This window comes from Silvimonas sp. JCM 19000, assembly GCF_054652575.1.
The window spans coordinates 164,399-185,290 of the sequence record NZ_BAAIHC010000003.1 but is presented as its reverse complement, the minus strand read 5'-3'; the positions used below and the strand labels follow the sequence as shown (position 1 = coordinate 185,290).

Below are 20,892 nucleotides of genomic sequence, written 5' to 3'. Positions count from 1 at the left end.
ACAGTTTCGTCTATAATCGCGCGACTGAACGGATTAACAAGGAAACAGCATGGGCTTTCTGGCCGGCAAAAAGATTTTGATTAGCGGTGTTTTGTCCAATCGCTCTATCGCTTACGGTATCGCCGAAGCGGCCAAGCGCGAAGGCGCCGAGCTGGCATTTACCTATGTGTCGGAAGATCTGAAACAACGCGTAGTCGATCTGGCTGCTGATTTTGGTTCGACGCTGGTACTGCCCTGTGATGTCGCAAGCGACGAACAGATAGAAGCATTGTTTGTAGAACTGGCCAAACATTGGGACAAGCTCGACGGCCTGGTCCATGCCATCGGCTTTGCACCGCGTGATGCGCTGAAGGGCAATTACCTCGACGCCGTCACCCGCGAAAACTTCCAGATTGCGCACGACATCAGCTCGTACAGCTTTGCCGCCATGGCGAAAGCCGCGCGCAACCTGCTGGCGGACAACGCTGCCTTGGTGACCTTGTCCTACCTGGGCGCCGAGCGTGCTATCCCCAACTACAACGTGATGGGTCTGGCCAAAGCATCGCTTGAAGCCAACGTGCGTTATATGGCAGGCGCGCTGGGCGAACGCGGCATCCGTGTTAACGGTATTTCGGCAGGCCCGATCAAGACGTTGGCAGCTTCCGGCATCAAGGATTTTGGCACGCTGCTCAAGCGCGCGGCCGATGCCACCCCGCTCAAGCGCAATGTGTCGCAGCTCGAGGTCGGCAATGTCGCCGCATTCCTGATGTCCGATCTGTCTTCGGGCATGACCGGCGAGATCCTGTATGTGGATGCAGGTTTCAGCATCGGCGCAGGCGCGCTGGGCGAGTAACACCGCTCATCTCGCAAAAGAACCCGGCGATAAGCCGGGTTTTTTTATTGCTGTGGGCTTGCACATATCGATACAGACCAGGGAATACCCCGGGGTTTGCCGATGCCCATTGCGGTCCCATAATGACAACATCGCCTGAGAAATTTGCGGAACCGTCGTTATGTGCCAGTTATTGGGCATGAATTGCAATGTGCCTACCGATATCGTGTTTTCTTTTGAAGGCTTTCGCCAACGCGGCGGCCTGACCGACCATCATTCGGATGGCTGGGGCATCGCATTCTTTGAAGGCGACGGCTGCCGCATGTTTCTCGACCATCAGCCCTCGGCCCTGTCACCGTTGGCCGATCTGGTGCACAAATATCCAATCAAAAGCCGCAATGTGGTCGCGCATATCCGCAAAGCCACCCAAGGTGAGGTTTCGCTGGCCAATACCCATCCGTTTAAACGCGAATTGTGGGGCCGCTACTGGTTGTTTGCGCATAACGGCAATCTGACCGAACTCCCGCCGATGGCAAGCAGCCGCTTTCAGCCGGTGGGAACCACCGATAGCGAATATGCATTTTGCTGGCTGATGGATCAGCTGGGTCTGCGCTATCCCAGCAAGCCGCCGCTGGCGGAGCTGCATGCCACCATGGCGGCGCTGGCGGCAGAACTGGCCAAACACGGCACTTTCAATTTTCTGTTATCGGACGGCACGGCGTTGTTTGCCCGCTGCGCCACCGATCTGCACTACATCATCCGGCAAGCGCCGTTTGCGATGGCGCATCTGGCCGATGCTGATGTCAGCGTCGATTTTGCCCGCTATACCCAGCCGAGCGATCACGTGGCAGTGATTGCCACGCAGCCGCTGACCGATAACGAAGACTGGATCCGGATTCCACAAGGCGAGCTACTGCGCTTTGAGGACGGCGCAGTACACCATCTGCCCCACGCCGCCTGAGGCGTAGCGCAGGCATCCGCACGGGTCAGGCTTCGTGTTGATGCAGGCGCAGCAAGGCGTAGACGTTATCGTCAAAATATTCGCCGCGCTCATCCAGTTGGCGGAGCTGGAAGGCCAGTTTCTCGGGCGTGGTCTGATTGGTGGCAAAGCGGTCGCGCACTTTTTTCATGGTGACTGCGCGCGCCACAATCTGGGCACGCCGCGCTTCGACTTCTTTGCGTTCGCGCCGAAATGCTGCCAGCGACAGATGCAACCAGATCATCATCGGCACCGCCACCCACCACCATTCCATAAACAATGCGCTAACCGTAATCAGCACGAGGATCAGATACCAGACCTGGTCCGCCTGCTCAAACTCGGGGATCCACACCGACAAAGTGGGCCAACGCCGTGACATGCTGGCCAGGATGCGGGCATCTTCGGTTGCATCGCGTTTTTTTCGTGCCAGCGCCGCGTCGAGCACAGTGGTGACAAACCACTGTGACACCAGCCGCGTATGCAACCACGGCGTTTGCAAATAGGCCTGGATGCGTTCTTGCAATTGCTGGCGGAACTCGGGCGTCACCAAGGGCGGCACCATCTCGGAAAACGTCTGCGCAGCCGCGTGCTGCACCAGCAAAGGATAGCCGGCCACATCCACCAAAGCACGCCGGCGCTCGGCCAGGATGCCTTCGGGCACCGGATGTTGCGGATGGTCGAGCCGCACATAGTGGCGCAGCAAGACTTCAAGCTTTTCAAAGCTCGGCACTTTGCCGGGGCTTTCTTCCATGGCCTTACGCATCCGGCCTAACTCGGCGCGGATTTCTTTGGCGATGGGTTCGGCTTCGGGCACCCAGGCGTGTTGCAACAACGATTCGACCTTTTGCAGGCTGTCATCGTAGTAGCGGAAATACGCCTCATGAAACCGACCGAATTCAGTTTCATCGCGGGTTTTATCGCCGGTAAGCAGTGGCGCGGTCGGCGGCGCGCGACGCAGGTCGACCAGCACCCGCGTCACCATGGAATCGAGTTCGGGCGCGATACCGGCTGCGGCAAACAACGGGTCTAGCTCGTGCTTGCGCCCACGCCAGTCTTCCAGCGCCTTCCATACACTCCAATCCGCCATCTTGCTTTAGTTCTCCAGAGCATCAACGCCTGCTTATATGCGCGGCGCTGCTGCATGCTACTCGATACGGCACGATTCTGCGAAATCCAGACGCGGATTACGCGGATGAAGTTTGGCGCTGTCGCCATATCCCAGATTAATCAGGAAATTTGATTTCCACGTGGTGCCTGCAAAAAACGCTTCGTCGACCACGGCATTGTTAAAGCCCGACATCGGCCCGCAATCCAGGCCCAATGCGCGCGCGGCCAGAATCAGATATGCGCCCTGGAGCGAACCATTGCGAAAAGCGGTGGCATCAATCAATGCCGGGTTGCCCGCAAACCAACTGCGTGCATCAGCTTGTGGAAACAGCTTGGGCAGTTGATCGTAAAAGGCCATGTCGTGCGCGACGATGACCGTGACCGGCGCTTGTAGCGTCTTGTCCAGATTGCCCGCCGACAGTGCCGGTTTGAGCTTTTCTTTGGCCGCGGCAGACTTCACAAAAACAAAACGACCGTGGCTGCCGTTCGCGGACGTCGGCCCCCATTTGAGCAAGTCGTACAACTGATGCAGCAATTCATCGCTGACCTCGCGCGGCTGCCAGGCGCTGTGCGTCCGGGCATGCTTGAACAGCTGGTCCTGCACATCTTGCGAAACGGCTTGAGTCACGATCGGTTTTCCTGGGAAGTTGCGTTCATGGATGAAGACCACACCGGCGTCGGGCTTGCCAGGCATGATAAATCGGGCGGCCGGCCCGGGCCAGGTTGCGTCTGGCGCAGACAACAAAAAAGGAAGCACAAGGCTTCCTCTTTTTTGCAGATACCACGGCCAGCGCGCTGGCCATCGATATTAAACCGAGAACGAAGAACCGCAACCGCAGGTTGAAGTGGCGTTCGGGTTCTTGATGGTGAACTGCGAACCTTCCAGGCTTTCAACGTAATCGATCTCGGCGCCCACCAGATATTGGTAGCTCATCGGATCAACCAGCAAGGTCACGCCGCTTTTGAGAACAGCGGTGTCATCTTCATTGGTGATTTCGTCAAAAGTAAAACCGTATTGAAACCCGGAACAACCACCGCCCGTCACGAACACACGCAGCTTCAGGTCCGGATTGCCCTCTTCCTCGATCAGCTCGCGCACCTTGCCGGCGGCAGAATCAGTAAACACAAACGGGCTCGGCATTTCGGCTACCGCATTCATGGTTAGCTCCTGAAAAATAGTTGACTAAACTAGTGGGATTATCCGCGCGCAGACTGGCGCGGTCAATTCCCCAGGCGGCTACCGCTGGTCAGGCCTCGACCTTGGCGGGCGCTGTATCAACAATCTGGGCGCCCGCTAACGGAATCAAGCGCCCTTGCACTACTGCACCCGGATGCATTTCGAGTGTCTTGTAGGTCAGATCGCCGGTGATGCGCGCCTTGGCTTGCAATTCAACGTATTGCGTCACCTCGATCGGGCCCACCACCTCACCATTCAGAATCAGATGGCTGGTGCGCACGCCGCCTTCGATGCGCGCTTTTTCCGAGACCACCAGCGTGGCGTTTTTTTCGTCCACGGCGCTCAGATTGCCGCGTACCGTGCCGTCTACCCGTAAACCGCCCGCAAAAGCCAGATCGCCCGTCACGATGGAACCCGCGCCGATCAGGCTATCTATGCGTTGATTACCTTTTTTATTTTTGAACACGTTTAAATCCCTCCAGGTTTTTTCTGGCATTGCGCCAGGCTGGCGCGTGTGTCTTTGATTCCCAGCGTGGCCTCGAAAGCATCGGGCGCCATGCCGCCGGGCAAGGTCAGATCGCCTTCAAAACGCTGGTAATGTTTGACACGGACTGGTTGCGACGGCATTTCGGTACGTGCCGTCTTACCATTGGTTTTGGTAAGCGCAGTCAGCGTGAGCTGGCCATCAAATTCGGGCGCTTGATTAACGCCCTGTACCACCAGCAAGCGGTAATGCCACTGGCCCTTACCGGCGGCATCAAATTCACACAAAGCAAAACTGACTTGATGCGCACGGTCGTTGGTCGTTAGCAAGGTCTCAAAAAAGGCCAGGCTTTCGCGACTACGCGCCAGGTCTTGCTGCGCGTCAGCCAGATCGCTGGCCAGTGCGGCCCGTGCTGATTCGGTAATCTGCAATTGCTGCTTTTGCGCGGCCAGCTGGTTATTGGCTTCCGCCAATGCACTGGCGTTGCGCAGCAAGGCAGCCGCTTCGCCACTGACGCTGGCGCGTGCCTGCGCTTCGCCGTGACGAATGCCATAGGCAATGCCCGCCAACAGCGCTCCCCCCATCAGCAACACGACGATGCCATAGCGCCCCAGCCGGCTTATCCACGTGGGATTCGGGCGCAGCGCCATCGGCACCGCCGTGAGTCGGGCACGGCGGGCGCGGTAAAAACGTCGCAACGGCATCGCTTAGGGCAGCAGCGGCACGATGTCCAGGCCCTGGCGTTCGGGCAAGCCGAACATCAGGTTCATGACCTGAACCGCCTGGCCCGAGGCGCCTTTGACCAGATTGTCTTCAACCACCAGGATCACCAACAAATCAGCATTGCCCGGACGATGCACCGCGATGCGCGCGATATTGGAGCCGCGCACCGAACGGGTTTCCGGCGTGCTGCCTGCAGGCATCACATCCACAAACGGTTCGTGGGCAAAGCGTTCTTCAAAGACTTTCTGGTAATCGACGTCGCGGCCTTCCGGCAGAATGCGCGCGTACAAGGTGGAGTGGATGCCGCGTATCATCGGCACCAGATGCGGCACAAAGGTCAGGCCGACTGGCTTGCCGTGGACGGCAACCAGGCCTTGGGTAATTTCAGGCAGATGGCGATGGCCTTTGACGCCATAGGCCTTGAAGTTGTCGCCCGCTTCGGCCAGCAGTGTGTGTACTTCGGCCTTGCGGCCCGCGCCGGACACGCCGGATTTGCAATCGGCGATCAGCGTGCTGGCATCAATCCATTGCTTGCCGCCTTCCAGCAGCGGCAAAAAGCCCAGCTGTACCGAGGTCGGATAGCAGCCAGCCATGCCGACCAGGCGCGCTTGTTTGATGGCCTCGCGGTTCACTTCAGGGAAACCGTAGACGGCCTCAGCCAGCAGATCGGTGCAGCTATGCTCCATGGCGTACCACTTCTGGAACTCAAGCGGATCTTTCAGGCGGAAATCCGCCGCCAGATCGATCACTTTAACGCCCGCCTCCAGCAGCTCGCGCGCCTGGGCCATGGCCACACCATGCGGCGTGGCAAAGAAGACCACGTCGCATTCTTTCAGATTGGCGTCTTCGGGCGTGGAGAAAGCAATATCGATCCAGCCGCGCAGGCTGGGGTACATATCCGCCACCGGCATGCCGGCTTCTTTGCGCGAAGTGACGGCAGTGACTTTGGCGCCCTCGTGGCGCGATAACAAGCGCAGCAGCTCAACGCCGGTGTAACCCGTACCGCCAACAATGCCAACTTTGATCATGCGTAATTCTCCACCAGAGGCCGTAAGACAGAGCGCAATTCTAGCAGACAACCTGTGACCGTCTTACACGCTTGTCCCATGCAAACATCCACCCGGATGGCTGAGCGGGCCAGACCGGAGGGCAGAAAAACAAAAAACCGCCAACAAGTGGCGGTTTTTTTGGCAAAGCCCCAGCGATTAACGCTTGGAGAATTGCTTGCGACGGCGGGCTTTGTGGAAGCCGACCTTCTTACGTTCAACTTCACGTGCATCACGGGTCACGAAGCCTTGTGCCTTCAGTGCCGGCTTGAAGTCAGCGTTGAAGTCGATCAGGGCACGGGTGATACCGTGGCGCACTGCACCGGCTTGACCGGTTTCACCGCCGCCAACCACGTTCACGAGAATGTCGAACGATTCGAGGCTTTCGGTAACTTGCAGCGGTTGACGAACAACCATGCGGCCGGTTTCGCGAGCGAAGTATTGGTCGAGCGGCTTGCCGTTGACCACGATTTGACCGGTACCCTTAGCCAGGAACACACGAGCAACTGCGCTCTTGCGACGGCCGGTACCGTAATAGTATTTACCTACCATTGGTCGATCCTTAGATATCCAGAACTTGGGGCTGTTGAGCGGAGTGCGGATGCTCATTACCGGCGTACACCTTCAGCTTTTTCAGCATGGCGTAGCCCAGCGGACCTTTCGGCAGCATACCCTTCACAGCCATCTCGAGCGCACGGCCCGGGAATTTGGTCTGCATCTCAGTGAAGGTGCGTTCGTAGATACCACCCGGATGGCCGGTGTGACGGTAGTAAATCTTGCTGGTTGCCTTGTCACCGGTCACGCGCAGTTTGTCTGCGTTTACCACTACGATGTAGTCGCCCGTATCGACGTGCGGGGTGTATTCGGCTTTGTGCTTGCCACGCAGACGCTTGGCGATTTCAGCCGCGAGACGACCCAGCACTTTGTCAGTGGCGTCAACGACTAACCACTCGCGCTTAACCTCGTGCGGCTTGGCAGAAAAGGTTTTCATAACTGCACGTTCCACATTTTTGATTTGGAGAAAGTCGCGGATTTTATCTGGTATTTCAACGAAGTGTCAAACACAAACCAGGATAAAAGCAGGATTGATGCGGATTCAGCAAAAAAAACGCAACCTGTCGAAAGATTGCGCTGAATTCCACCAAAGAAGGAGGATGGAGGAGACAACGCCGAAGCCAGCTTCAGCGTCGTAACGTCAGCCTAAGCCAGCCTCAGGCCGCTGGCAAGTTCTTTTTGTGCAGCGCAGCAGGCGCCCGATTGAGCCCTGGCGTGCCCTGCAGCCTGGTGCGGGGCTTGGGAGAGTGGCGCTGCAAGCGGTAGAATCGCGCCACTAACTGGAGATAAGTACAATGAAAACGCGCTTGAAATGGGTAGAAAACGTCAGCTTCCTGGCGCAATCGGGCTCTGGCCATTCGGTACTGATGGATGGTGCCCCCGAAGGCGGCGGCAACAATATGGGCCCGCGCCCGATGGAGCTGGTGTTGATGGGCACGGCGGGCTGCACCGCGTATGACGTGATCCATATCCTCAAGAAGAGCCGTGCAGACGTGCGCGATTGCACGGTCGACGTGGATGCGGATCGCGCGGACGAAGACCCCAAGGTCTTCACCAGAATCCATTTCCACTTTGTGGTAACGGGCAAGGCGCTCAAACCGGAAGTGGTGGAGCGCGCGATCAAACTGTCGGCCGAAAAATATTGTTCCGCCTCGATCATGCTGGGCAAGACCGCCGATATCACGCATGACTTTGAAGTGATCGAAGCCCCCTGAAACAAAAGGCCCGCAGCGTATTCACGCGCGGGCCTTTTTGCAGCATGCCGTTTAGTGCGCCATATCGGGCAGGGCACTCGACGCCGCGCCATTGACCACCGCGTCAACCTCTTCTGCCGGGCGCACGCGCGCTTTGGTATAGATAAGCGCATACGGCAAGCCGATCAGCAACGCGCCGCCGACAATATTGCCTAAGGTGGCGGGAATCAGGTTATTCCACACCATTTGCGTCAGGCTGATATCCGCGCCCGCCATCACGGCCGCCGGCAGGATAAACAGATTGGCAATACTGTGCTCCATGCCCATTGCCACAAACGCCATCACCGGAAACCAGATCCCCAGCATGCGGCCCAGCGTGTCTTTGGCCGAGTAACCCTGCATCGCGGCCACGCACACCAGCAGATTGGCCAGCATGGCCTTCACAAAGGTCATCCAGAACGGGTGCGACACTTTGCCCATCGCCAGATGAATCAGATAAGCCGAAGAAGTATCCGAGGTAATCAGATGCGTTTGCAGGCCAAACAGCCACGCGGTGATGACCGCGCCCACCATATTGCCCAGATAAGACACCAGCCAGAAGCGCGCCAGTGTGCCCGCATTGATATGACGTTGCCAGGCACTGACCATGCCCGCAGCGCAGTTGGAGGTAAACAGATCGGCGCCCGTCAACGTCACCGCAATAAAGCCTAACGGAAACACCGCGCCAAACAGCAATTTGACCAGGCCCGGATCGCTGGCGGCCAGGCCGGGCGAACCTGCGGCGCACTCCAGCGCCAGCAAAGTGCCAAGGCCGATAAACATGCCGCCCAACACGGCCATCAGCCCCAGTTTCCAGATCGGCAGCGTGGCTTTTTCGGTGCCGGTATGCGCCATCGCTTCAACAATTTCAGCCGGACTACGTAGTTGCGACATGATTACACCTGCAAGTCAGATCAGAATGACGTGCAGTTATACGCGCAAGCATTGTGGCAAAAGTGTGAAGAAGTGCCGTTATGACAACTACATAAATTGGCGCTTGATCTGGATCAATTTCTGACAGCCGTCCGGCCGCAAAGCCGCGTCGTTACAGCCGATACGACAAGGACGTCATCAGTTTTGAGGTACTGGTCATCAGCTTGCGCACCGGCTCGGGCAACGGGGCGCCGCCGAGATCTTCGGCCAGTACCGCGTGGGTCATTTCGTCGGTATGCATTTGCGCCACCACGGCGCGGCTTTTGCTGTCTTGCGGCGGCAAGGTGCTCAGATGGGATTGCAGATGAGCGCCCACCTGGCGTTCGGTTTCCGCCAGAAAACCCAGGTTCCAGCGATCGCCGATCAAACCGGCGGTCACGCCCATGGCCAGGCTGCCGGCGTACCACAGCGGATTAAGCAGGCTGGGACGACTGCCCAGTTCGGTGATGCGTTGTGCGGTCCAGGCCAGATGTTCGACTTCTTCATGCGCGGCATGTTTGAGCGCCTGGCGCGCCGCCGGGTCCCGCGCAGTCAGGGCCTGGCCCTGATACAAGGCTTGCGCACACACTTCGCCACTGTGATTTACCCGCATCAAACCGGCCGCGTGGCGTTTTTCTTCGGCGGTCATTGCGGCTTCATCGATATGCGCATCCGGGTGCGGCCGTTCGCTGATCGCTGGCGCGGCCAGGGTACGCAAAACGGTATCGAATTCGGCAACAACACGATCCAGCGAGGGCAGTTTGAGGCTAGGCAGCATGGTGACGGGACGCTCCGCAAAGGCACAATGAGCGCCATTCTAACGCGCCAGACGCGCCATTGGCCCGTGTTATCATGGCCGCTGTTCTCAAACCCCGGGTCTAACCGCATGAAAAAATTCCTGATGTCCCTGAGTTTGCTGCTGGCAGCCGGTGCGGCTTGCGCGGCTAATCCGCAAGTTGAAATCGACACCAGCAAGGGTGCCATCGTGGTTGAGCTGTACCCTGATGCCGCCCCGCTTTCGGTGGCCAATTTTCTTGATTACGTCAAGGACAAGCACTACAACGGCACCATCTTTCACCGCGTGATCCAGGGCTTTGTGATTCAAGGTGGCGGGCTGGATGCCAACAAGACCGAACTCCCGACCAAAGCGCCAATCAAAAACGAAGCCCAGAAGTCGTTCAAGGCCGGTCTGAAGAACGACCGTGGCACGTTGGCCATGGCGCGTACCGCCGTCCCGGATTCGGCCACGGCGCAGTTCTATATCAACCTCAAGAGCAACGACGCGCTCAATTACCCCAGCCGCGATGGTTATGGCTACGCGGTATTTGGCAAAGTCGTCAAAGGCATGGACGTAGTGGACAAGATTGCCGCTGCGCCCACTGATTCGGGCGATGCCCCGGTTGATCCAATCGTGATCAAAGACGCACATGTGCTGGCAGGCAAAGCCGGCAAGTAACCCTATAAAGGAAACCTGGATATGACGACCAAAGTAAAACTGCAAACCAGCATGGGCGATATCGTTCTGGAACTGAACGATGAAAAAGCCCCCAAAACCGTCGCCAACTTTGTGCAATACGTTAACGACGGCCATTACGATGGCACCGTGTTCCATCGCGTGATTGATGGCTTTATGGTGCAAGGCGGTGGTTTTGAAGCCGGCCTCAAGCAAAAGCCCACCCGCGACGCCATCCAGAACGAAGCCGACAACGGCCTGACCAACGATGCCTACACGGTGGCCATGGCGCGCACGCCGGAACCGCATTCCGCTTCGGCACAGTTCTTTATCAACGTCAGCAACAACGACTTCCTCAACTACAAATCGCCCACCCCGCAAGGCTGGGGCTATGCCGTGTTTGGCAAAGTGGTGGAAGGTAAAGAAGTGGTTGACCAGATCAAGGGCGTGAAGACCGGCAACAAGGGCTTCCATCAAGATGTGCCCAAGGATGACGTGAGCATCATCAAGGCCGAAGTGCTGGCCTGAGCGCATTAACCCGATCAGCGCGGCCCCGACGGCCGCGCTTTTTTATGGCTGCCCGCATCCCCGATCAAAGCGCCCATGAGCGAGCCCCAACTGTTTTTTATTTCCGATCTGCATCTCAGCCCCGATGACATCGCGGGCACCGAGGCGTTTGAGCATTTTGTGCGCCACAGCGCCACGCATGCCAGCCAGCTGTATATCCTGGGCGACTTGTTTGAAGCCTGGATAGGCGACGATCAACTGACCGAACCGTATTACCACCGCATCGCCTCGTTGCTGGCCGATCTGAGCCACCGCGGCGTGCAGGTGTTCTTTATGCCGGGCAACCGCGACTTTCTGTGTGGCCGCCGCTTTGCCCGTAGCGCCGGGCTGACCCTGATCCCCGATCCGCAGCCGATCAAACTGCCCGACGGCACGCCGGTGTTGCTGGCGCATGGCGATGCTTATTGCAGCGATGACGCCGCTTATCTGCGCTTTCGCAAAATCGTGCGCAATCCGCTGCCGCAATGGATCTGGCTGGCCCTGCCCTATCGCTATCGCTATGGCAAAGCCGTGGCCTTGCGCCAGCGTTCCAGCGCCATGAACCAGCAAAAAGATCGCACCATCATGGATGTGAATCGCGACACCGTCGCCGCTGCCATGCGCGCGGCCGGCGTGCAAACCCTGATCCACGGCCACACGCATCGGCCGGCGCGCCACGTCGAAGCGGCGGGTACGCGTTGGGTGCTGCCAGACTGGCGGCGTGGCATGGGCGGTTATCTGGTCTGGCATCGCGGCCAGTGGAGCATGGCCACGCTGGCGGATGAGCCCTTGCTTGATGCACAAGGCCAACCGGTTGCCGTGCCATGGACGCAATCGGCGGGCGGGCACTAAGCCCGGCCACTGCATCAGCCCAGTTTGAACATCGCCCGCGTGGCCGGGCCCTTGTCCTTGGCTGCAACATCGCCGCCGCCATCGATGCGCGGTTGCGTCAGATAAATGCGCTCGGCCGCCACCCCTTCTTTTTCCAGTTCCGCTTTCACCGTCTGGGCGCGGGCGTTGGCCAGGCCACGCATCTCATCCGCACCCGCGGGCAGATTGGCCAACAGCAGCTTTTCCATCTCTTCGGGTGGCAACGATTTATTCAGTCCGATCAGATTGGTGGGCTTGGCAAACTTTGCCTGCTTGTAAACGCGAGTGAGCAAGGCGGGGCGTTCTGCGGGCGTGATTTCCAGACTGTCCTGGTCTGCCGCCAGATCGCCTTGCGCCGTCATCGCCGCCGCTTTGGCCGCACGCAAGCGGGCTTGCAAGGCGGCTTGCTTGATCCCGGCTGCATCCAGCGCCGGATCGGCCCAGCCGCTGATTTCCAGTTTGATGGCGGGCCGGTCATTCAACGCTTGCGTCAGCTTGTGCAAATCATCCAGCGCTGCTGCGTCCAGCTGCGCCGAGCCAGCCGCGAATGCCGTAAACGATGCATGCGAGCCCCCGCCAAAAGCGGAGGTCAACAAATCAAACGGCGCGGTAATCGCTTTTTCCAGCAGATTAACAATTACTTTAAAAATCAAACCGCCCACGCTGAATTGCGGATCATCCAGCGAGCCCGACACCGGCAAATCCAGATTGATCTGGCCATGCCGGTCGGTTAACAAAGACAGCGCCAATTTAACCGGCAATTTGGTCGCGCTCGGGCTATCCACCTGATCACCCAAAGTCAGTTGGTCCAGCGTCAATTTGTTTTGCGCCTGCAATTTGCGTTGGTCCACCAGGTAATGCACCTGCATCGACAATTTGCCTTTGCTAATGCCATAGCCCGCATATTTGGCCGAATAGGTAGAGGCCGCCGCCAGGTTATAGCCCTTGATCGAGGCATTGATATCAAGAAACAGCGGATCGGCCAGCGGATTGAGTTGCCCACTGACCGCCACCGGCGCCATGCGGTCCGCGCTGCCATGCAAATCCAGCGCCGCGCGGGTGCCGGGCGCAGAAGACAATCCGGTGACGGTCCCCGCCATATCGGTCAGATTGACCGTGTAATTAGGCTGAATAAAGTTGTCGGTGTAATTGATATTGCCGCCCGCCAGCGTAATGCGTTTGACGCGTACTGGCGGCAATGGCGCACGCGGCCGGGTATTGACCGGGGCCGAAGCCGCCTGTGCCTTGGGTGCGGCGGCGGGGGTTGGTGTCGGCACAGCGGCAGGCGCGGAAGCGGTTAACGATAGATTGCCCGCGTGCGGCACATTGCCTTCTTTCACCACCACATTGGCCAGATTCAAGGAGCCATCCGCATACAGCACCAGACGCGAATAAAAGTTCTGCAGCAAGATGTCGTTCACGTCGACTTTAAGCGGCTGCGATTGCGCTGCAATGCCATTGATTTGCAGCCGTTTAAACTTGAGAAAGTCATCCCCGGTGACTTTATCCAGCGCATACAGATCATTGACGCTGAGATTGCCGCGATAACTGCCGCTGGGTTTATTGCCCGCATTAAAAGCCAGATCACCTTTGGCCGATAAGCGCGCGGTGGCCAGCGTGATATTCAGCCAGCGGGTGAAGTACGCCTGGCCGTAACCAATATCGGCATTGCGCACATCCAGTTTTAATTTGCCCGCCCATGGCGCATTGCTGAGCGTGCCGGCGATGTCATACGCGCCATTGCGACTGCCTTGCGCCGATAAGTGCAGCGGCATGGGTGTAGCCGACGGCCATTGCAACGGTCCGGCATCCAGCTTGATCTGGCTGATTTCCAGCGGTTTCAAGCGCCGTAGCGATTCATCGGCGTACCGCAGCGCCATGCCCTCGACCGCCACCTTGCCCACGCTGACTTGCGCCGCCGGTTGCGGCGCTTGTTGCACCTGGCGCACGCCTTCCGCCACAGGCCGCGCGCTATCCACCGCCGCGGGTTTGCGCAGCAGGCTGCCCCAGTCGATGTTGCCGTCTTTCAGCCGCGCTGCGGTCAGACTGCCATTGCGCCATTGCACGTGTTCAATCTGATAACGCGCGGCGGCCAGATCGAGCTGCGGTGCCGCAATTTGCAGCGTCTCAAACTGCAGCGTGCCGGTTTTGTGCTGATCCAGTTGGGCCTTGAGCTGCGCAATATCGAGCTGCACATTGGACAGCTTGGGCAGCTTGCCAGCCTGATAATCCAGATCGCCCTGCACGCCCAGCGTGCCTTGCAGCACCGTGAGGTTGAGCCATGGCGCCAGGTAGGGCTGGATGGCGGGCAGCACCATCCCATTCAACTGGGTGTGGCCCGTAATATGCAGCGGCTGCAACAGCAGCGTGGCGCTCTGCTTCAGCGTCATGCCGCGATCATCGGTGGTTTGCAGTGCCAGCTGGGCGGGTTTGTCGGGCAGATTGCCGATTTGCTGCGCCGTTAGCGACAGCGGATCAAAGCGCGCCTGCACGGCCGGGCTGACGCTGTCGTCGCGCCAATCCAGCGTGGAATGATTGAGTTGCAGCTGCGCGATATTAAACAGCGTGGGTTTGCCCGCCGTCCCCGCATGGGTGGCCGCAGCCGCAGCGGTATCCGAGGCTGCCTGCGCCACCGGCTGCGTCGACGGCTGGGTCGGCGTGGCAAACGCCTGCTGCCAGTTCAAGCCGCCCTGCCCCGGTCGCGTTACCGCCACATGCAAGCCTTCGCTTTGCACGCGCGCCAGCTGATACACCGCATCCAGCGGGCGCACATCGGCCAGATCGACCTGCAGGCGTTTAACGCTGGCCAGCGGCGTGCCACTGCTTTGCTGCAATTGCGCGTCGCGTAATACCAGGCTGCCGCTCAGGCGCAATTGCGGCGCGTGGTTTTCTTCGCGAAACACCAGTTGCAGATTGCTATCCAGCCGGGCCGCAGGCAGCCGCCAGCCTGCTTGCGCGGGCAGATAAGCCAGATAACGCGGGATGTCGATATCGTTGGCGCGCAAGTCCAGCGTGCTTTGCCGCGTGGCCTGAAACGGCGTGGTTTTGCCGCTGATATCAAACTTTGCCCCATCCAGCGCAAACGCCAGATGCGGCTCCACCTGCGTTTCTACAAACACCGGCAGGCTGGAAATAAACGGCACACCAATTTCGATCTGGTCGATCTTGTTACGCCGCCGCGTAACCGTATCCTCGAAATCAATCTGGCCACTTTTGATACGAATGTTGTAAACCGCAAAGCGCGGCAGGCTGCCGTCGCCCGATGGCGCCGCGGGCGAAGGTTTGAGCAGATCAGACCAGTTGTATTGTTGGGGCCCGGTGCGGACCAGCAGCAGATGTGGTTGCGCCAGCGTCAGTTCGCTCAGCACCGGGCCGCGCTGCCAGATCGAACTTAGCTGAAGGTCGGCCGTGGCACTACCGATGCTGAAAGCCACCTGGCCGCCTTCTTGCACCGTCAGGCCAGTGAGCGTGGCACGCAATAAAAATGGATTGAAAGACAGCCCGGCAATGCGGGTGGGGCGGTGCAAAGCCTGCGTCAGCGCGGCTTCCAGCCGGGGCCGGGCCAGCCACGGCAAGGCCAGACCGCCGACGAGCAGCACCAGCAACACCAGGCCGCTGGCGACCAGTGCCAGGCGGCGCCAGCGGGTTTGTCTAACACGGGAAAGCAAGCCTGCTGTCGTCAGAGCCATAAACCAAGCGAGTCCGGCAAAGATAAGAATATGTGTCGACGCTGCTGCGCCGCGTGCCGCCGAGGCAACACTTGTATATAGAAGGAATCGTCACACATTAACAGGCGGCACGCAGTGAGGCGCCGCCTTGCCGTTAAGGCCCTGCAAGCCTACCGCTGGTACACGCTTTTGCTACCGCCGTGCACGCTTCAAGCTTACAATCCCGGCTGAAAGAATTTCCTACGGCTGTTCAGTGGCATGCCTAAACTGAATGGCACATTTACCGCTCGTACGCACCGTCGCGACGAGGTGATTGTTACTCCGGATACCCAACGTGGTTTTTTCGTTTTTCCGTAAAAAAGAGGGCGACGGCAAACCCGATGCGCCCGATAGCGCACCGGTCACCCAGCCGCGCGCACCCGCCCCGCACACCGCGACGCCTGCTGCGCCGAATACGGTGGCGCGCCCGACCGTGAGCAATCCGGCCACACGCCCGGCCGCCTCTGCCGCGGCGCCCACTGCCGCCCCGCTCGAAGCAGCCTACAACCTGCACGAACTCTCGATCGAAGTCGAAGATGTGTCGGCACATCTGGATGCCGAAGAAGAAGAGGCCGTGGTGCTGCACGCCAACGGCCAGACCGCCATGGCCGCGGCCACCTTGCGCGGCGCCTTGCCGGCACGCCTGGGCAGCCGGCGCGCCGAAAGCTGGGCCTTGTTGTTTGAGCTGTACCAGCAACTGAATGACCGCACGGCGTTTGACGAACTGGCACTGCAATATGTAGTGGAATTCGAGGCCTCGCCGCCGCTGTGGCGCGATGTGGTCTCCACTCGCCCGGCCCCGACTGCGGCCGCCAGCGGCACCTATATTGCGTTCCCGGCGCGCCTGAACGGCGATGCCACGGCCAAAGAAGCCGACCGCATGATCCAGGCCGCGCAAGCGGGCCAGGCACTGCGGCTGGACTTTGCCAAAGTGAGCGAGATCGACATGCTGGCTGCCGCTGAATTGCTGGGTGGCTGGTTGCGCATCCGCAAGCTCAACGTGCCGGTACAAACGCTGGGCATCGATAGCCTGGTCGCGCTGCTGCGCGGCAAAATCCAGACCGGCCGCAATGTGCCCGCCGAAGCGCCGTTCTGGCTGCTGCTGATCGAAACCATGCAGGCCAGCGGCGACCAGGAAGCCTTCGAGACCGTCGCTATCGATTACGCGGTCACCTATGAAGTGTCGCCACCGTCGTGGGATCCGCGCCACGCGCCAGCTGCGCCAGCCAAAACGGCCTCGCCCACCGCGCAATCCAATGTGCCGTCTGAGCATCTGCAACTGTCGGGCGAATTGCTGCACGGCGCCGCCGGGCAACTGGCGCTGATCCGCGACTTTGCGCAGCAACACAGCCGTATGGCGCTTGATCTGCGCCACGTCAGCCGCGTCGATTTCGAGACCGCTGGCCAGTTTCTGAATCTGTTTATGGAAATGGTGCAGACCGGCAAATCAGTCCGCATCGTCTGTGCCAACGAACTGGTGGCCGCGTTGTTGCAGATGCTGGGTGTGAGCGAACTGATCGAGATCGGCAAGATCTAGCGCTGGCTTGAAGCAAGGCGTCCTGCCCCAACGTGATGGTCTATCGCAAGCCTCACGCATACAGGACACTCGCAATGCAGCAATTTGACGGAACAACCATCGTCTCGGTCCGCCGCGGTTCAGAAGTCGCGGTGGGCGGCGATGGCCAGGTCACGCTCGGCAATGTGGTTATCAAAGGCACAGCCCGCAAAGTACGCAAGCTCTATCACGATCGGGTCATTGTGGGCTTTGCTGGCGGCACCGCCGACGCCTTCACCCTGTTTGAACGTTTTGAAGCCAAGCTGGAAAAACATCAGGGGCATCTGACGCGCGCCGCCGTCGAACTGGCCAAGGACTGGCGTACTGACCGGATGTTGCGTCGGCTCGAAGCCATGCTGATTGTGGCCGACCCCAGCGCCACCCTGGTCATCACCGGCAATGGCGATGTGCTGGAACCGGAACAAGGCATCGCCGCGATCGGCTCCGGCGGCGCATTCGCCCAGGCCGCCGCACGCGCGCTGCTGGAAAACACCGACCTGCCCCCGGCCGCCGTGGTGAAAAAGGCGCTCGAAATCGCGGGTGATATCTGCATCTACACCAACCAGAATCACGTGATCGAAACCTTTACCCCCACCCCGGCACTGGCCGACGCCTCGCAGTCATCGCAGTAAGGCGGTACTCGCGCTAGAATCCGGCGCATGAATCATACCCTTGCCTGTTTGCGCCATCTGAGCGCAGACCAGTTTGTCTCTGGCGCGGTCATTGCTGACGCGCTGGATCTGTCGCGTGCCAGCGTCTCTACGGCGCTGGCCGCTGCCGAAGAATTCGGCGTGACCCTCGAACGCAAGCACGGTGTCGGCTATCGCTTGCTGACGCCGATCGACTGGCTCAACGCCCAGACCATCCGCCAGCATCTGCCGCGGCATAGCGTGCTCGATATCCAGGTGCTGGAACGCACCGACTCCACCAATAAACAAATGCTGGCGCAGCCGCGCCACGGTCAGGTACTGGCCGCGGAATGGCAGGATGGCGGCCGCGGTCGCATGGGCCGTCGCTGGCAAGGCCGCCTTGGCGGTAGCCTGATGTTTTCGCTGGGCTGGGCCTTTGCCGGGGGCGCACCCACCCTGGCGGGTTTGCCGCTGGCGGTGGGCTGTATCGTCACCGAGACGCTGGCGGAATGCGGCGTCAGCCAGATGGCGCTGAAGTGGCCCAATGATTTGTTGCTGGGCAATGCCAAGGCCGGCGGCATTCTGATTGAACTGACTGGCGATGCGCTGGGCCCGGCTTATGCCGTGATCGGCATCGGGCTGAATATTCTTGCCCCTGCGGTAGACGTGGCGCAGGTGGCCACCGGTCTGCGCGACCACGGCTTGCGCCTGACGCGCAATGACGTGCTGGCGCGTTTGCTGGAACGGCTGGAACAAGGGCTGGAAGAGTTTTCGCGCAATGGCTTCGACAGCTTCCGCACCCGTTGGGAAGCGCGCCATGTCTGGCAGGGCCAGCCGGTCAATCTGCTGAGCCCGGATGGCAGCATCGTCGCAGGCGTGGCACGCGGCGTGACGCCAACCGGTGCGCTGCGGCTGGAAACGCCGGAAGGCGAACGCATCATCCACGCGGGCGACGTCAGCTTGCGCCTGCAAACGCCCGCGCAACCGACTCAGGCGATCTGATATGCATTTGCTGATCGATCTGGGCAATACCCGTATCAAATGGACGCAAGCGCAGGCGGCAGGTCTGTGGAGCGAGGTGGTAGAAGTCGATGTGGACGCCACCCAGCAATGGCACCTGGCCTTCTTTGCCCTGCCCAAACCGGAGCGCATCGTGGCCTGCAGCGTGGGCCAGCCGCATATCCGCGACTTTCTCAGCCGCACCGCCGCCGACTTGTGGCAGATCAAGATCGAATGGCTGCAAGTCAGCCGCGACGCGCTGGGCGTACACAACCGGTATCGCAAGCTGGAACAACAAGGCCCTGATCGCTGGGCCGCGGTGCTGGGTGCCCGCCATCTTGCGCCCGCGCAGGCGGTGGTCATTGCCAGCGCCGGTACCGCCTTGACGGTGGAAGCACTCACGCAGGAAGGCGATTATCTTGGCGGCATGATCCTCCCGGGCTATCGCATGATGAAACAGTCTTTGCACGCCGGCACCGCGCGCCTGCCATTGGCCGACGGGCATGTGCATGACTTTCCCAGCAGCACCGAAGACGCCATCGAAACCGGCTGTTTAACCGCGCTGGCCGGGGCGATTCTGGCGATGCGGCAGCGGCTGGCATTGCGCGGCGACGAGCCATTGCTGCTGCTGAGTGGTGGTGACGCGGCGCGCGTGGCCAGCTTGCTTAACACGCCGCACCAGCTTGTAGATAATCTGGTGCTGCACGGCCTGGCCGCTCTGGCCTTCGCGCCCCCTACTCTTGCCCCGGATAACGCTTGATGAAATGGTTGATCGCCGTACTGATCGTCGCCAACGTGGCCTTGTTTGGCTTTAATCTGCTGCAACCGCCCGCCGCGCCCGCCAGCGCGCCGGTGCATGAGGTTAACGCCAGCCAGCTCAAGGTGGTGACAGGCGAACTGGCCAATCGTCCCCAAGCGCCCAAGGTGGCCAGCGCGGCCAGCGCGGTTGCCAGCCAGGTAGCCGCCGTTGCCACGCCCGCGCCAACCCCCGCCCCCACGCTGGCGCCTGCCCCGACTGCTATCCCCAAACCCACACCGGCGCCAACTCCGGTGGCCGTGGCCCGCAGTTGCTCGCGCTGGACCGGCCTGACCGGCGACCAGGCGGGCATCGCCCGCGCGCGTCTGGCCATTCTTAAGGTGAGCAACACCGAGCAGAACAGCAGCCCCAACAGCAAAGTCTGGGTCTACATCCCGCCGCTGCCAGATCTGGCCACGGCCAAACAACGCGCCGACCAACTGGCCGCGCTGAATGTGGATGATTACTTTGTGGTGAACAATGGCGGCAAATGGCAGAACGCCATCTCGCTCGGGATCTATTCGACGCGCGAAGCCGGTGAGCGCCGTATGGAAGAACTGCGGACCAAGGGCGTGCATTCGATGGTGCTGCGTGACAAGGACGATACCCTGCGACACAGCAGCTTTATCCTGACCGGCATGAATGATCAACAGCGCGCCGGTATTGAGAAAACCGCCGGGCAACTCAAGGGTTCCGTGCTGGAAAAGATGGCTTGCCCGTAGTGACTGGCAGGCCGTCGGCGCGCTCTGGATGCATGGGGTGGGTCAAGACCCACCATCCAGCGTGGCAGCTTGCGGCCATGCGCGCGTCAAATCTGCGCCCGCTTTGATTGCGGTATGGCCGAGGTCTGCAGTGGCATCTCCGCCCGGATAGCTCGAGTCTGCGGCTTTGCCGGGTGGGTCTTGACCCACCCTATGAGGGCAGCTCAGGGATAGGTGTACATCTGCCAGCGTTGCTCGGCGCTCAAGACCTGGGGCGGCGGTAGTTCGGGCAAGGCGGAATGCGGTGCCACTTGCGCCACCAGCGCCGGTCGGGCTGGCTCCGTCGCGGCAGCAGCCGCAGCCACTGCCCGCGCCGGTGCGCTCGCTGCCCCCGGCTTTGCCGCCTTCTTGTCCGCCCGCGCCGTCACCAGGCGCGGCCTGGGCGTATCGCTGTGCATACGGCTGCTGCCGATGGCGCGGCGATCCAGATCACCGGGGTAGGCGGTCAGATGCACCGAATAATCGGGCCATACATACGTCTTTTCTGCCGCCGACGCACCCACGCAAACGGCCGCCATACTCCCTGCCATTACTGCCTTGCTGATGCGCC

Annotated in this window: 23 protein-coding genes; 11 read left to right on the top strand and 12 right to left on the bottom strand. The window is 60.1% G+C overall.

Going from position 1 to position 20,892, the window contains the following annotated elements:
* Window positions 1-49 precede the first annotated feature (49 nt).
* Both fabI and ACYQ1A_RS04590 read left to right on the top strand, forming a co-directional pair.
* Complete coding sequence (gene fabI, locus ACYQ1A_RS04595) at window positions 50-832, top strand: enoyl-ACP reductase FabI (protein WP_499360591.1); 783 nt, start codon at window positions 50-52, stop codon at window positions 830-832.
* A 160-nt stretch (window positions 833-992) separates the two neighbouring features.
* Complete coding sequence (locus ACYQ1A_RS04590; protein WP_062222883.1) at window positions 993-1,772, top strand: class II glutamine amidotransferase; 780 nt, start codon at window positions 993-995, stop codon at window positions 1,770-1,772.
* Between the two features lie 25 nt (window positions 1,773-1,797).
* Here ACYQ1A_RS04590 and ACYQ1A_RS04585 read toward each other — a convergent pair whose 3' ends face one another.
* From ACYQ1A_RS04585 to rplM, 8 genes are all read right to left on the bottom strand, one after another.
* On the bottom strand, window positions 1,798-2,877 hold the full coding sequence (locus tag ACYQ1A_RS04585; protein WP_499360588.1) for a hypothetical protein: 1,080 nt from the start codon (window positions 2,875-2,877) through the stop codon (window positions 1,798-1,800).
* Window positions 2,878-2,934: 57 nt separating this feature from the next.
* The gene (locus tag ACYQ1A_RS04580) at window positions 2,935-3,525 is read right to left on the bottom strand and encodes a malonic semialdehyde reductase (RefSeq protein ID WP_499360587.1); all 591 of its coding nucleotides are present in this window, start codon (window positions 3,523-3,525) and stop codon (window positions 2,935-2,937) included.
* A gap of 180 nt (window positions 3,526-3,705) precedes the next feature.
* Window positions 3,706-4,056: an iron-sulfur cluster insertion protein ErpA gene (erpA, locus tag ACYQ1A_RS04575; protein ID WP_053938833.1), complete on the bottom strand. Its 351-nt coding sequence runs from the start codon at window positions 4,054-4,056 to the stop codon at window positions 3,706-3,708.
* An 88-nt stretch (window positions 4,057-4,144) separates the two neighbouring features.
* Window positions 4,145-4,540, bottom strand: a complete 396-nt coding sequence (locus ACYQ1A_RS04570) for a bactofilin family protein (RefSeq protein ID WP_499360584.1) — start codon at window positions 4,538-4,540, stop codon at window positions 4,145-4,147.
* 2 nt (window positions 4,541-4,542) lie between these two features.
* The gene (locus tag ACYQ1A_RS04565) at window positions 4,543-5,208 is read right to left on the bottom strand and encodes a DUF6776 family protein (RefSeq protein ID WP_499360582.1); all 666 of its coding nucleotides are present in this window, start codon (window positions 5,206-5,208) and stop codon (window positions 4,543-4,545) included.
* A 57-nt stretch (window positions 5,209-5,265) separates the two neighbouring features.
* Window positions 5,266-6,309: an N-acetyl-gamma-glutamyl-phosphate reductase gene (argC, locus tag ACYQ1A_RS04560; protein ID WP_062222891.1), complete on the bottom strand. Its 1,044-nt coding sequence runs from the start codon at window positions 6,307-6,309 to the stop codon at window positions 5,266-5,268.
* Window positions 6,310-6,486: 177 nt separating this feature from the next.
* Window positions 6,487-6,879 (bottom strand): 30S ribosomal protein S9, encoded by a 393-nt coding sequence (gene rpsI / locus ACYQ1A_RS04555; protein WP_053938837.1) that lies wholly within the window; start codon window positions 6,877-6,879, stop codon window positions 6,487-6,489.
* A 10-nt stretch (window positions 6,880-6,889) separates the two neighbouring features.
* Window positions 6,890-7,318 (bottom strand): 50S ribosomal protein L13, encoded by a 429-nt coding sequence (rplM, locus tag ACYQ1A_RS04550; protein ID WP_053938838.1) that lies wholly within the window; start codon window positions 7,316-7,318, stop codon window positions 6,890-6,892.
* A 358-nt stretch (window positions 7,319-7,676) separates the two neighbouring features.
* Here rplM and ACYQ1A_RS04545 point away from each other — a divergent pair, with 358 nt between their 5' ends.
* Window positions 7,677-8,096 carry an OsmC family protein gene (locus tag ACYQ1A_RS04545; protein ID WP_499360577.1) on the top strand — a complete coding sequence of 140 codons (420 nt, stop codon included), beginning with the start codon at window positions 7,677-7,679 and terminating at the stop codon, window positions 8,094-8,096.
* Window positions 8,097-8,147: 51 nt separating this feature from the next.
* On the opposite strand, the gene ACYQ1A_RS04540 is transcribed toward ACYQ1A_RS04545, so the two are convergent.
* Both ACYQ1A_RS04540 and coq7 read right to left on the bottom strand, forming a co-directional pair.
* Window positions 8,148-9,008 carry a formate/nitrite transporter family protein gene (locus tag ACYQ1A_RS04540; RefSeq protein WP_499360575.1) on the bottom strand — a complete coding sequence of 287 codons (861 nt, stop codon included), beginning with the start codon at window positions 9,006-9,008 and terminating at the stop codon, window positions 8,148-8,150.
* Window positions 9,009-9,159: 151 nt separating this feature from the next.
* Window positions 9,160-9,804 (bottom strand): 2-polyprenyl-3-methyl-6-methoxy-1,4-benzoquinone monooxygenase, encoded by a 645-nt coding sequence (coq7, locus tag ACYQ1A_RS04535; RefSeq protein WP_499360573.1) that lies wholly within the window; start codon window positions 9,802-9,804, stop codon window positions 9,160-9,162.
* A 108-nt stretch (window positions 9,805-9,912) separates the two neighbouring features.
* Here coq7 and ACYQ1A_RS04530 point away from each other — a divergent pair, with 108 nt between their 5' ends.
* The 3 genes from ACYQ1A_RS04530 (at window position 9,913) to ACYQ1A_RS04520 (ending at window position 11,877) form a co-directional block, all read left to right on the top strand.
* The gene (locus tag ACYQ1A_RS04530) at window positions 9,913-10,482 is read left to right on the top strand and encodes a peptidylprolyl isomerase (RefSeq protein WP_499360571.1); all 570 of its coding nucleotides are present in this window, start codon (window positions 9,913-9,915) and stop codon (window positions 10,480-10,482) included.
* A gap of 21 nt (window positions 10,483-10,503) precedes the next feature.
* Window positions 10,504-11,007 (top strand): peptidylprolyl isomerase, encoded by a 504-nt coding sequence (locus ACYQ1A_RS04525; protein WP_062222894.1) that lies wholly within the window; start codon window positions 10,504-10,506, stop codon window positions 11,005-11,007.
* Window positions 11,008-11,082: 75 nt separating this feature from the next.
* On the top strand, window positions 11,083-11,877 hold the full coding sequence (locus ACYQ1A_RS04520) for a UDP-2,3-diacylglucosamine diphosphatase (protein WP_499360569.1): 795 nt from the start codon (window positions 11,083-11,085) through the stop codon (window positions 11,875-11,877).
* A 14-nt stretch (window positions 11,878-11,891) separates the two neighbouring features.
* Here the strand turns inward: ACYQ1A_RS04520 and ACYQ1A_RS04515 are convergent, their stop codons facing one another.
* A complete protein-coding gene (locus ACYQ1A_RS04515) occupies window positions 11,892-15,584 on the bottom strand; it encodes a DUF748 domain-containing protein (protein ID WP_499360567.1) in 3,693 nt (1,230 codons plus the stop codon).
* A gap of 313 nt (window positions 15,585-15,897) precedes the next feature.
* Here ACYQ1A_RS04515 and ACYQ1A_RS04510 point away from each other — a divergent pair, with 313 nt between their 5' ends.
* The 5 genes from ACYQ1A_RS04510 to ACYQ1A_RS04490 all read left to right on the top strand — a co-directional run bounded on the left by ACYQ1A_RS04510 (window position 15,898) and on the right by ACYQ1A_RS04490 (window position 20,303).
* A complete protein-coding gene (locus tag ACYQ1A_RS04510) occupies window positions 15,898-17,139 on the top strand; it encodes an STAS domain-containing protein (RefSeq protein ID WP_499360565.1) in 1,242 nt (413 codons plus the stop codon).
* Window positions 17,140-17,213: 74 nt separating this feature from the next.
* Window positions 17,214-17,789, top strand: a complete 576-nt coding sequence (hslV, locus tag ACYQ1A_RS04505) for an ATP-dependent protease subunit HslV (RefSeq protein WP_499360564.1) — start codon at window positions 17,214-17,216, stop codon at window positions 17,787-17,789.
* Between the two features lie 27 nt (window positions 17,790-17,816).
* Window positions 17,817-18,788, top strand: a complete 972-nt coding sequence (locus ACYQ1A_RS04500) for a biotin--[acetyl-CoA-carboxylase] ligase (RefSeq protein WP_499360562.1) — start codon at window positions 17,817-17,819, stop codon at window positions 18,786-18,788.
* Window position 18,789: 1 nt separating this feature from the next.
* Window positions 18,790-19,545 carry a type III pantothenate kinase gene (locus tag ACYQ1A_RS04495; RefSeq protein ID WP_062225393.1) on the top strand — a complete coding sequence of 252 codons (756 nt, stop codon included), beginning with the start codon at window positions 18,790-18,792 and terminating at the stop codon, window positions 19,543-19,545.
* On the top strand, window positions 19,545-20,303 hold the full coding sequence (locus ACYQ1A_RS04490) for an SPOR domain-containing protein (RefSeq protein WP_499360559.1): 759 nt from the start codon (window positions 19,545-19,547) through the stop codon (window positions 20,301-20,303). Before ACYQ1A_RS04495 ends, ACYQ1A_RS04490 begins: the two co-directional genes overlap by 1 nt.
* Before the next feature lie 203 nt (window positions 20,304-20,506).
* Here the strand turns inward: ACYQ1A_RS04490 and ACYQ1A_RS04485 are convergent, their stop codons facing one another.
* Window positions 20,507-20,872, bottom strand: a complete 366-nt coding sequence (locus ACYQ1A_RS04485; protein ID WP_499360556.1) for a hypothetical protein — start codon at window positions 20,870-20,872, stop codon at window positions 20,507-20,509.
* Window positions 20,873-20,892 lie beyond the last annotated feature (20 nt).

What these genes read in the sequence shown, in the direction of transcription:
- fabI (WP_499360591.1), top strand. Translation starts at nt 50, where the DNA reads ATGGGCTTTCTGGCCGGCAAAAAGATTTTGATTAGCGGTGTTTTGTCC.
- ACYQ1A_RS04590 (WP_062222883.1), top strand. Translation starts at nt 993, where the DNA reads ATGTGCCAGTTATTGGGCATGAATTGCAATGTGCCTACCGATATCGTG.
- ACYQ1A_RS04585 (WP_499360588.1), bottom strand. Translation starts at nt 2,877, where the DNA reads ATGGCGGATTGGAGTGTATGGAAGGCGCTGGAAGACTGGCGTGGGCGC.
- erpA (WP_053938833.1), bottom strand. Translation starts at nt 4,056, where the DNA reads ATGAATGCGGTAGCCGAAATGCCGAGCCCGTTTGTGTTTACTGATTCT.
- ACYQ1A_RS04565 (WP_499360582.1), bottom strand. Translation starts at nt 5,208, where the DNA reads ATGGCGCTGCGCCCGAATCCCACGTGGATAAGCCGGCTGGGGCGCTAT.
- argC (WP_062222891.1), bottom strand. Translation starts at nt 6,309, where the DNA reads ATGATCAAAGTTGGCATTGTTGGCGGTACGGGTTACACCGGCGTTGAG.
- rpsI (WP_053938837.1), bottom strand. Translation starts at nt 6,879, where the DNA reads ATGGTAGGTAAATACTATTACGGTACCGGCCGTCGCAAGAGCGCAGTT.
- rplM (WP_053938838.1), bottom strand. Translation starts at nt 7,318, where the DNA reads ATGAAAACCTTTTCTGCCAAGCCGCACGAGGTTAAGCGCGAGTGGTTA.
- ACYQ1A_RS04545 (WP_499360577.1), top strand. Translation starts at nt 7,677, where the DNA reads ATGAAAACGCGCTTGAAATGGGTAGAAAACGTCAGCTTCCTGGCGCAA.
- ACYQ1A_RS04540 (WP_499360575.1), bottom strand. Translation starts at nt 9,008, where the DNA reads ATGTCGCAACTACGTAGTCCGGCTGAAATTGTTGAAGCGATGGCGCAT.
- coq7 (WP_499360573.1), bottom strand. Translation starts at nt 9,804, where the DNA reads ATGCTGCCTAGCCTCAAACTGCCCTCGCTGGATCGTGTTGTTGCCGAA.
- ACYQ1A_RS04530 (WP_499360571.1), top strand. Translation starts at nt 9,913, where the DNA reads ATGAAAAAATTCCTGATGTCCCTGAGTTTGCTGCTGGCAGCCGGTGCG.
- ACYQ1A_RS04525 (WP_062222894.1), top strand. Translation starts at nt 10,504, where the DNA reads ATGACGACCAAAGTAAAACTGCAAACCAGCATGGGCGATATCGTTCTG.
- ACYQ1A_RS04520 (WP_499360569.1), top strand. Translation starts at nt 11,083, where the DNA reads ATGAGCGAGCCCCAACTGTTTTTTATTTCCGATCTGCATCTCAGCCCC.
- ACYQ1A_RS04515 (WP_499360567.1), bottom strand. Translation starts at nt 15,584, where the DNA reads ATGGCTCTGACGACAGCAGGCTTGCTTTCCCGTGTTAGACAAACCCGC.
- hslV (WP_499360564.1), top strand. Translation starts at nt 17,214, where the DNA reads ATGCAGCAATTTGACGGAACAACCATCGTCTCGGTCCGCCGCGGTTCA.
- ACYQ1A_RS04500 (WP_499360562.1), top strand. Translation starts at nt 17,817, where the DNA reads ATGAATCATACCCTTGCCTGTTTGCGCCATCTGAGCGCAGACCAGTTT.
- ACYQ1A_RS04495 (WP_062225393.1), top strand. Translation starts at nt 18,790, where the DNA reads ATGCATTTGCTGATCGATCTGGGCAATACCCGTATCAAATGGACGCAA.
- ACYQ1A_RS04490 (WP_499360559.1), top strand. Translation starts at nt 19,545, where the DNA reads ATGAAATGGTTGATCGCCGTACTGATCGTCGCCAACGTGGCCTTGTTT.
- ACYQ1A_RS04485 (WP_499360556.1), bottom strand. Translation starts at nt 20,872, where the DNA reads ATGGCAGGGAGTATGGCGGCCGTTTGCGTGGGTGCGTCGGCGGCAGAA.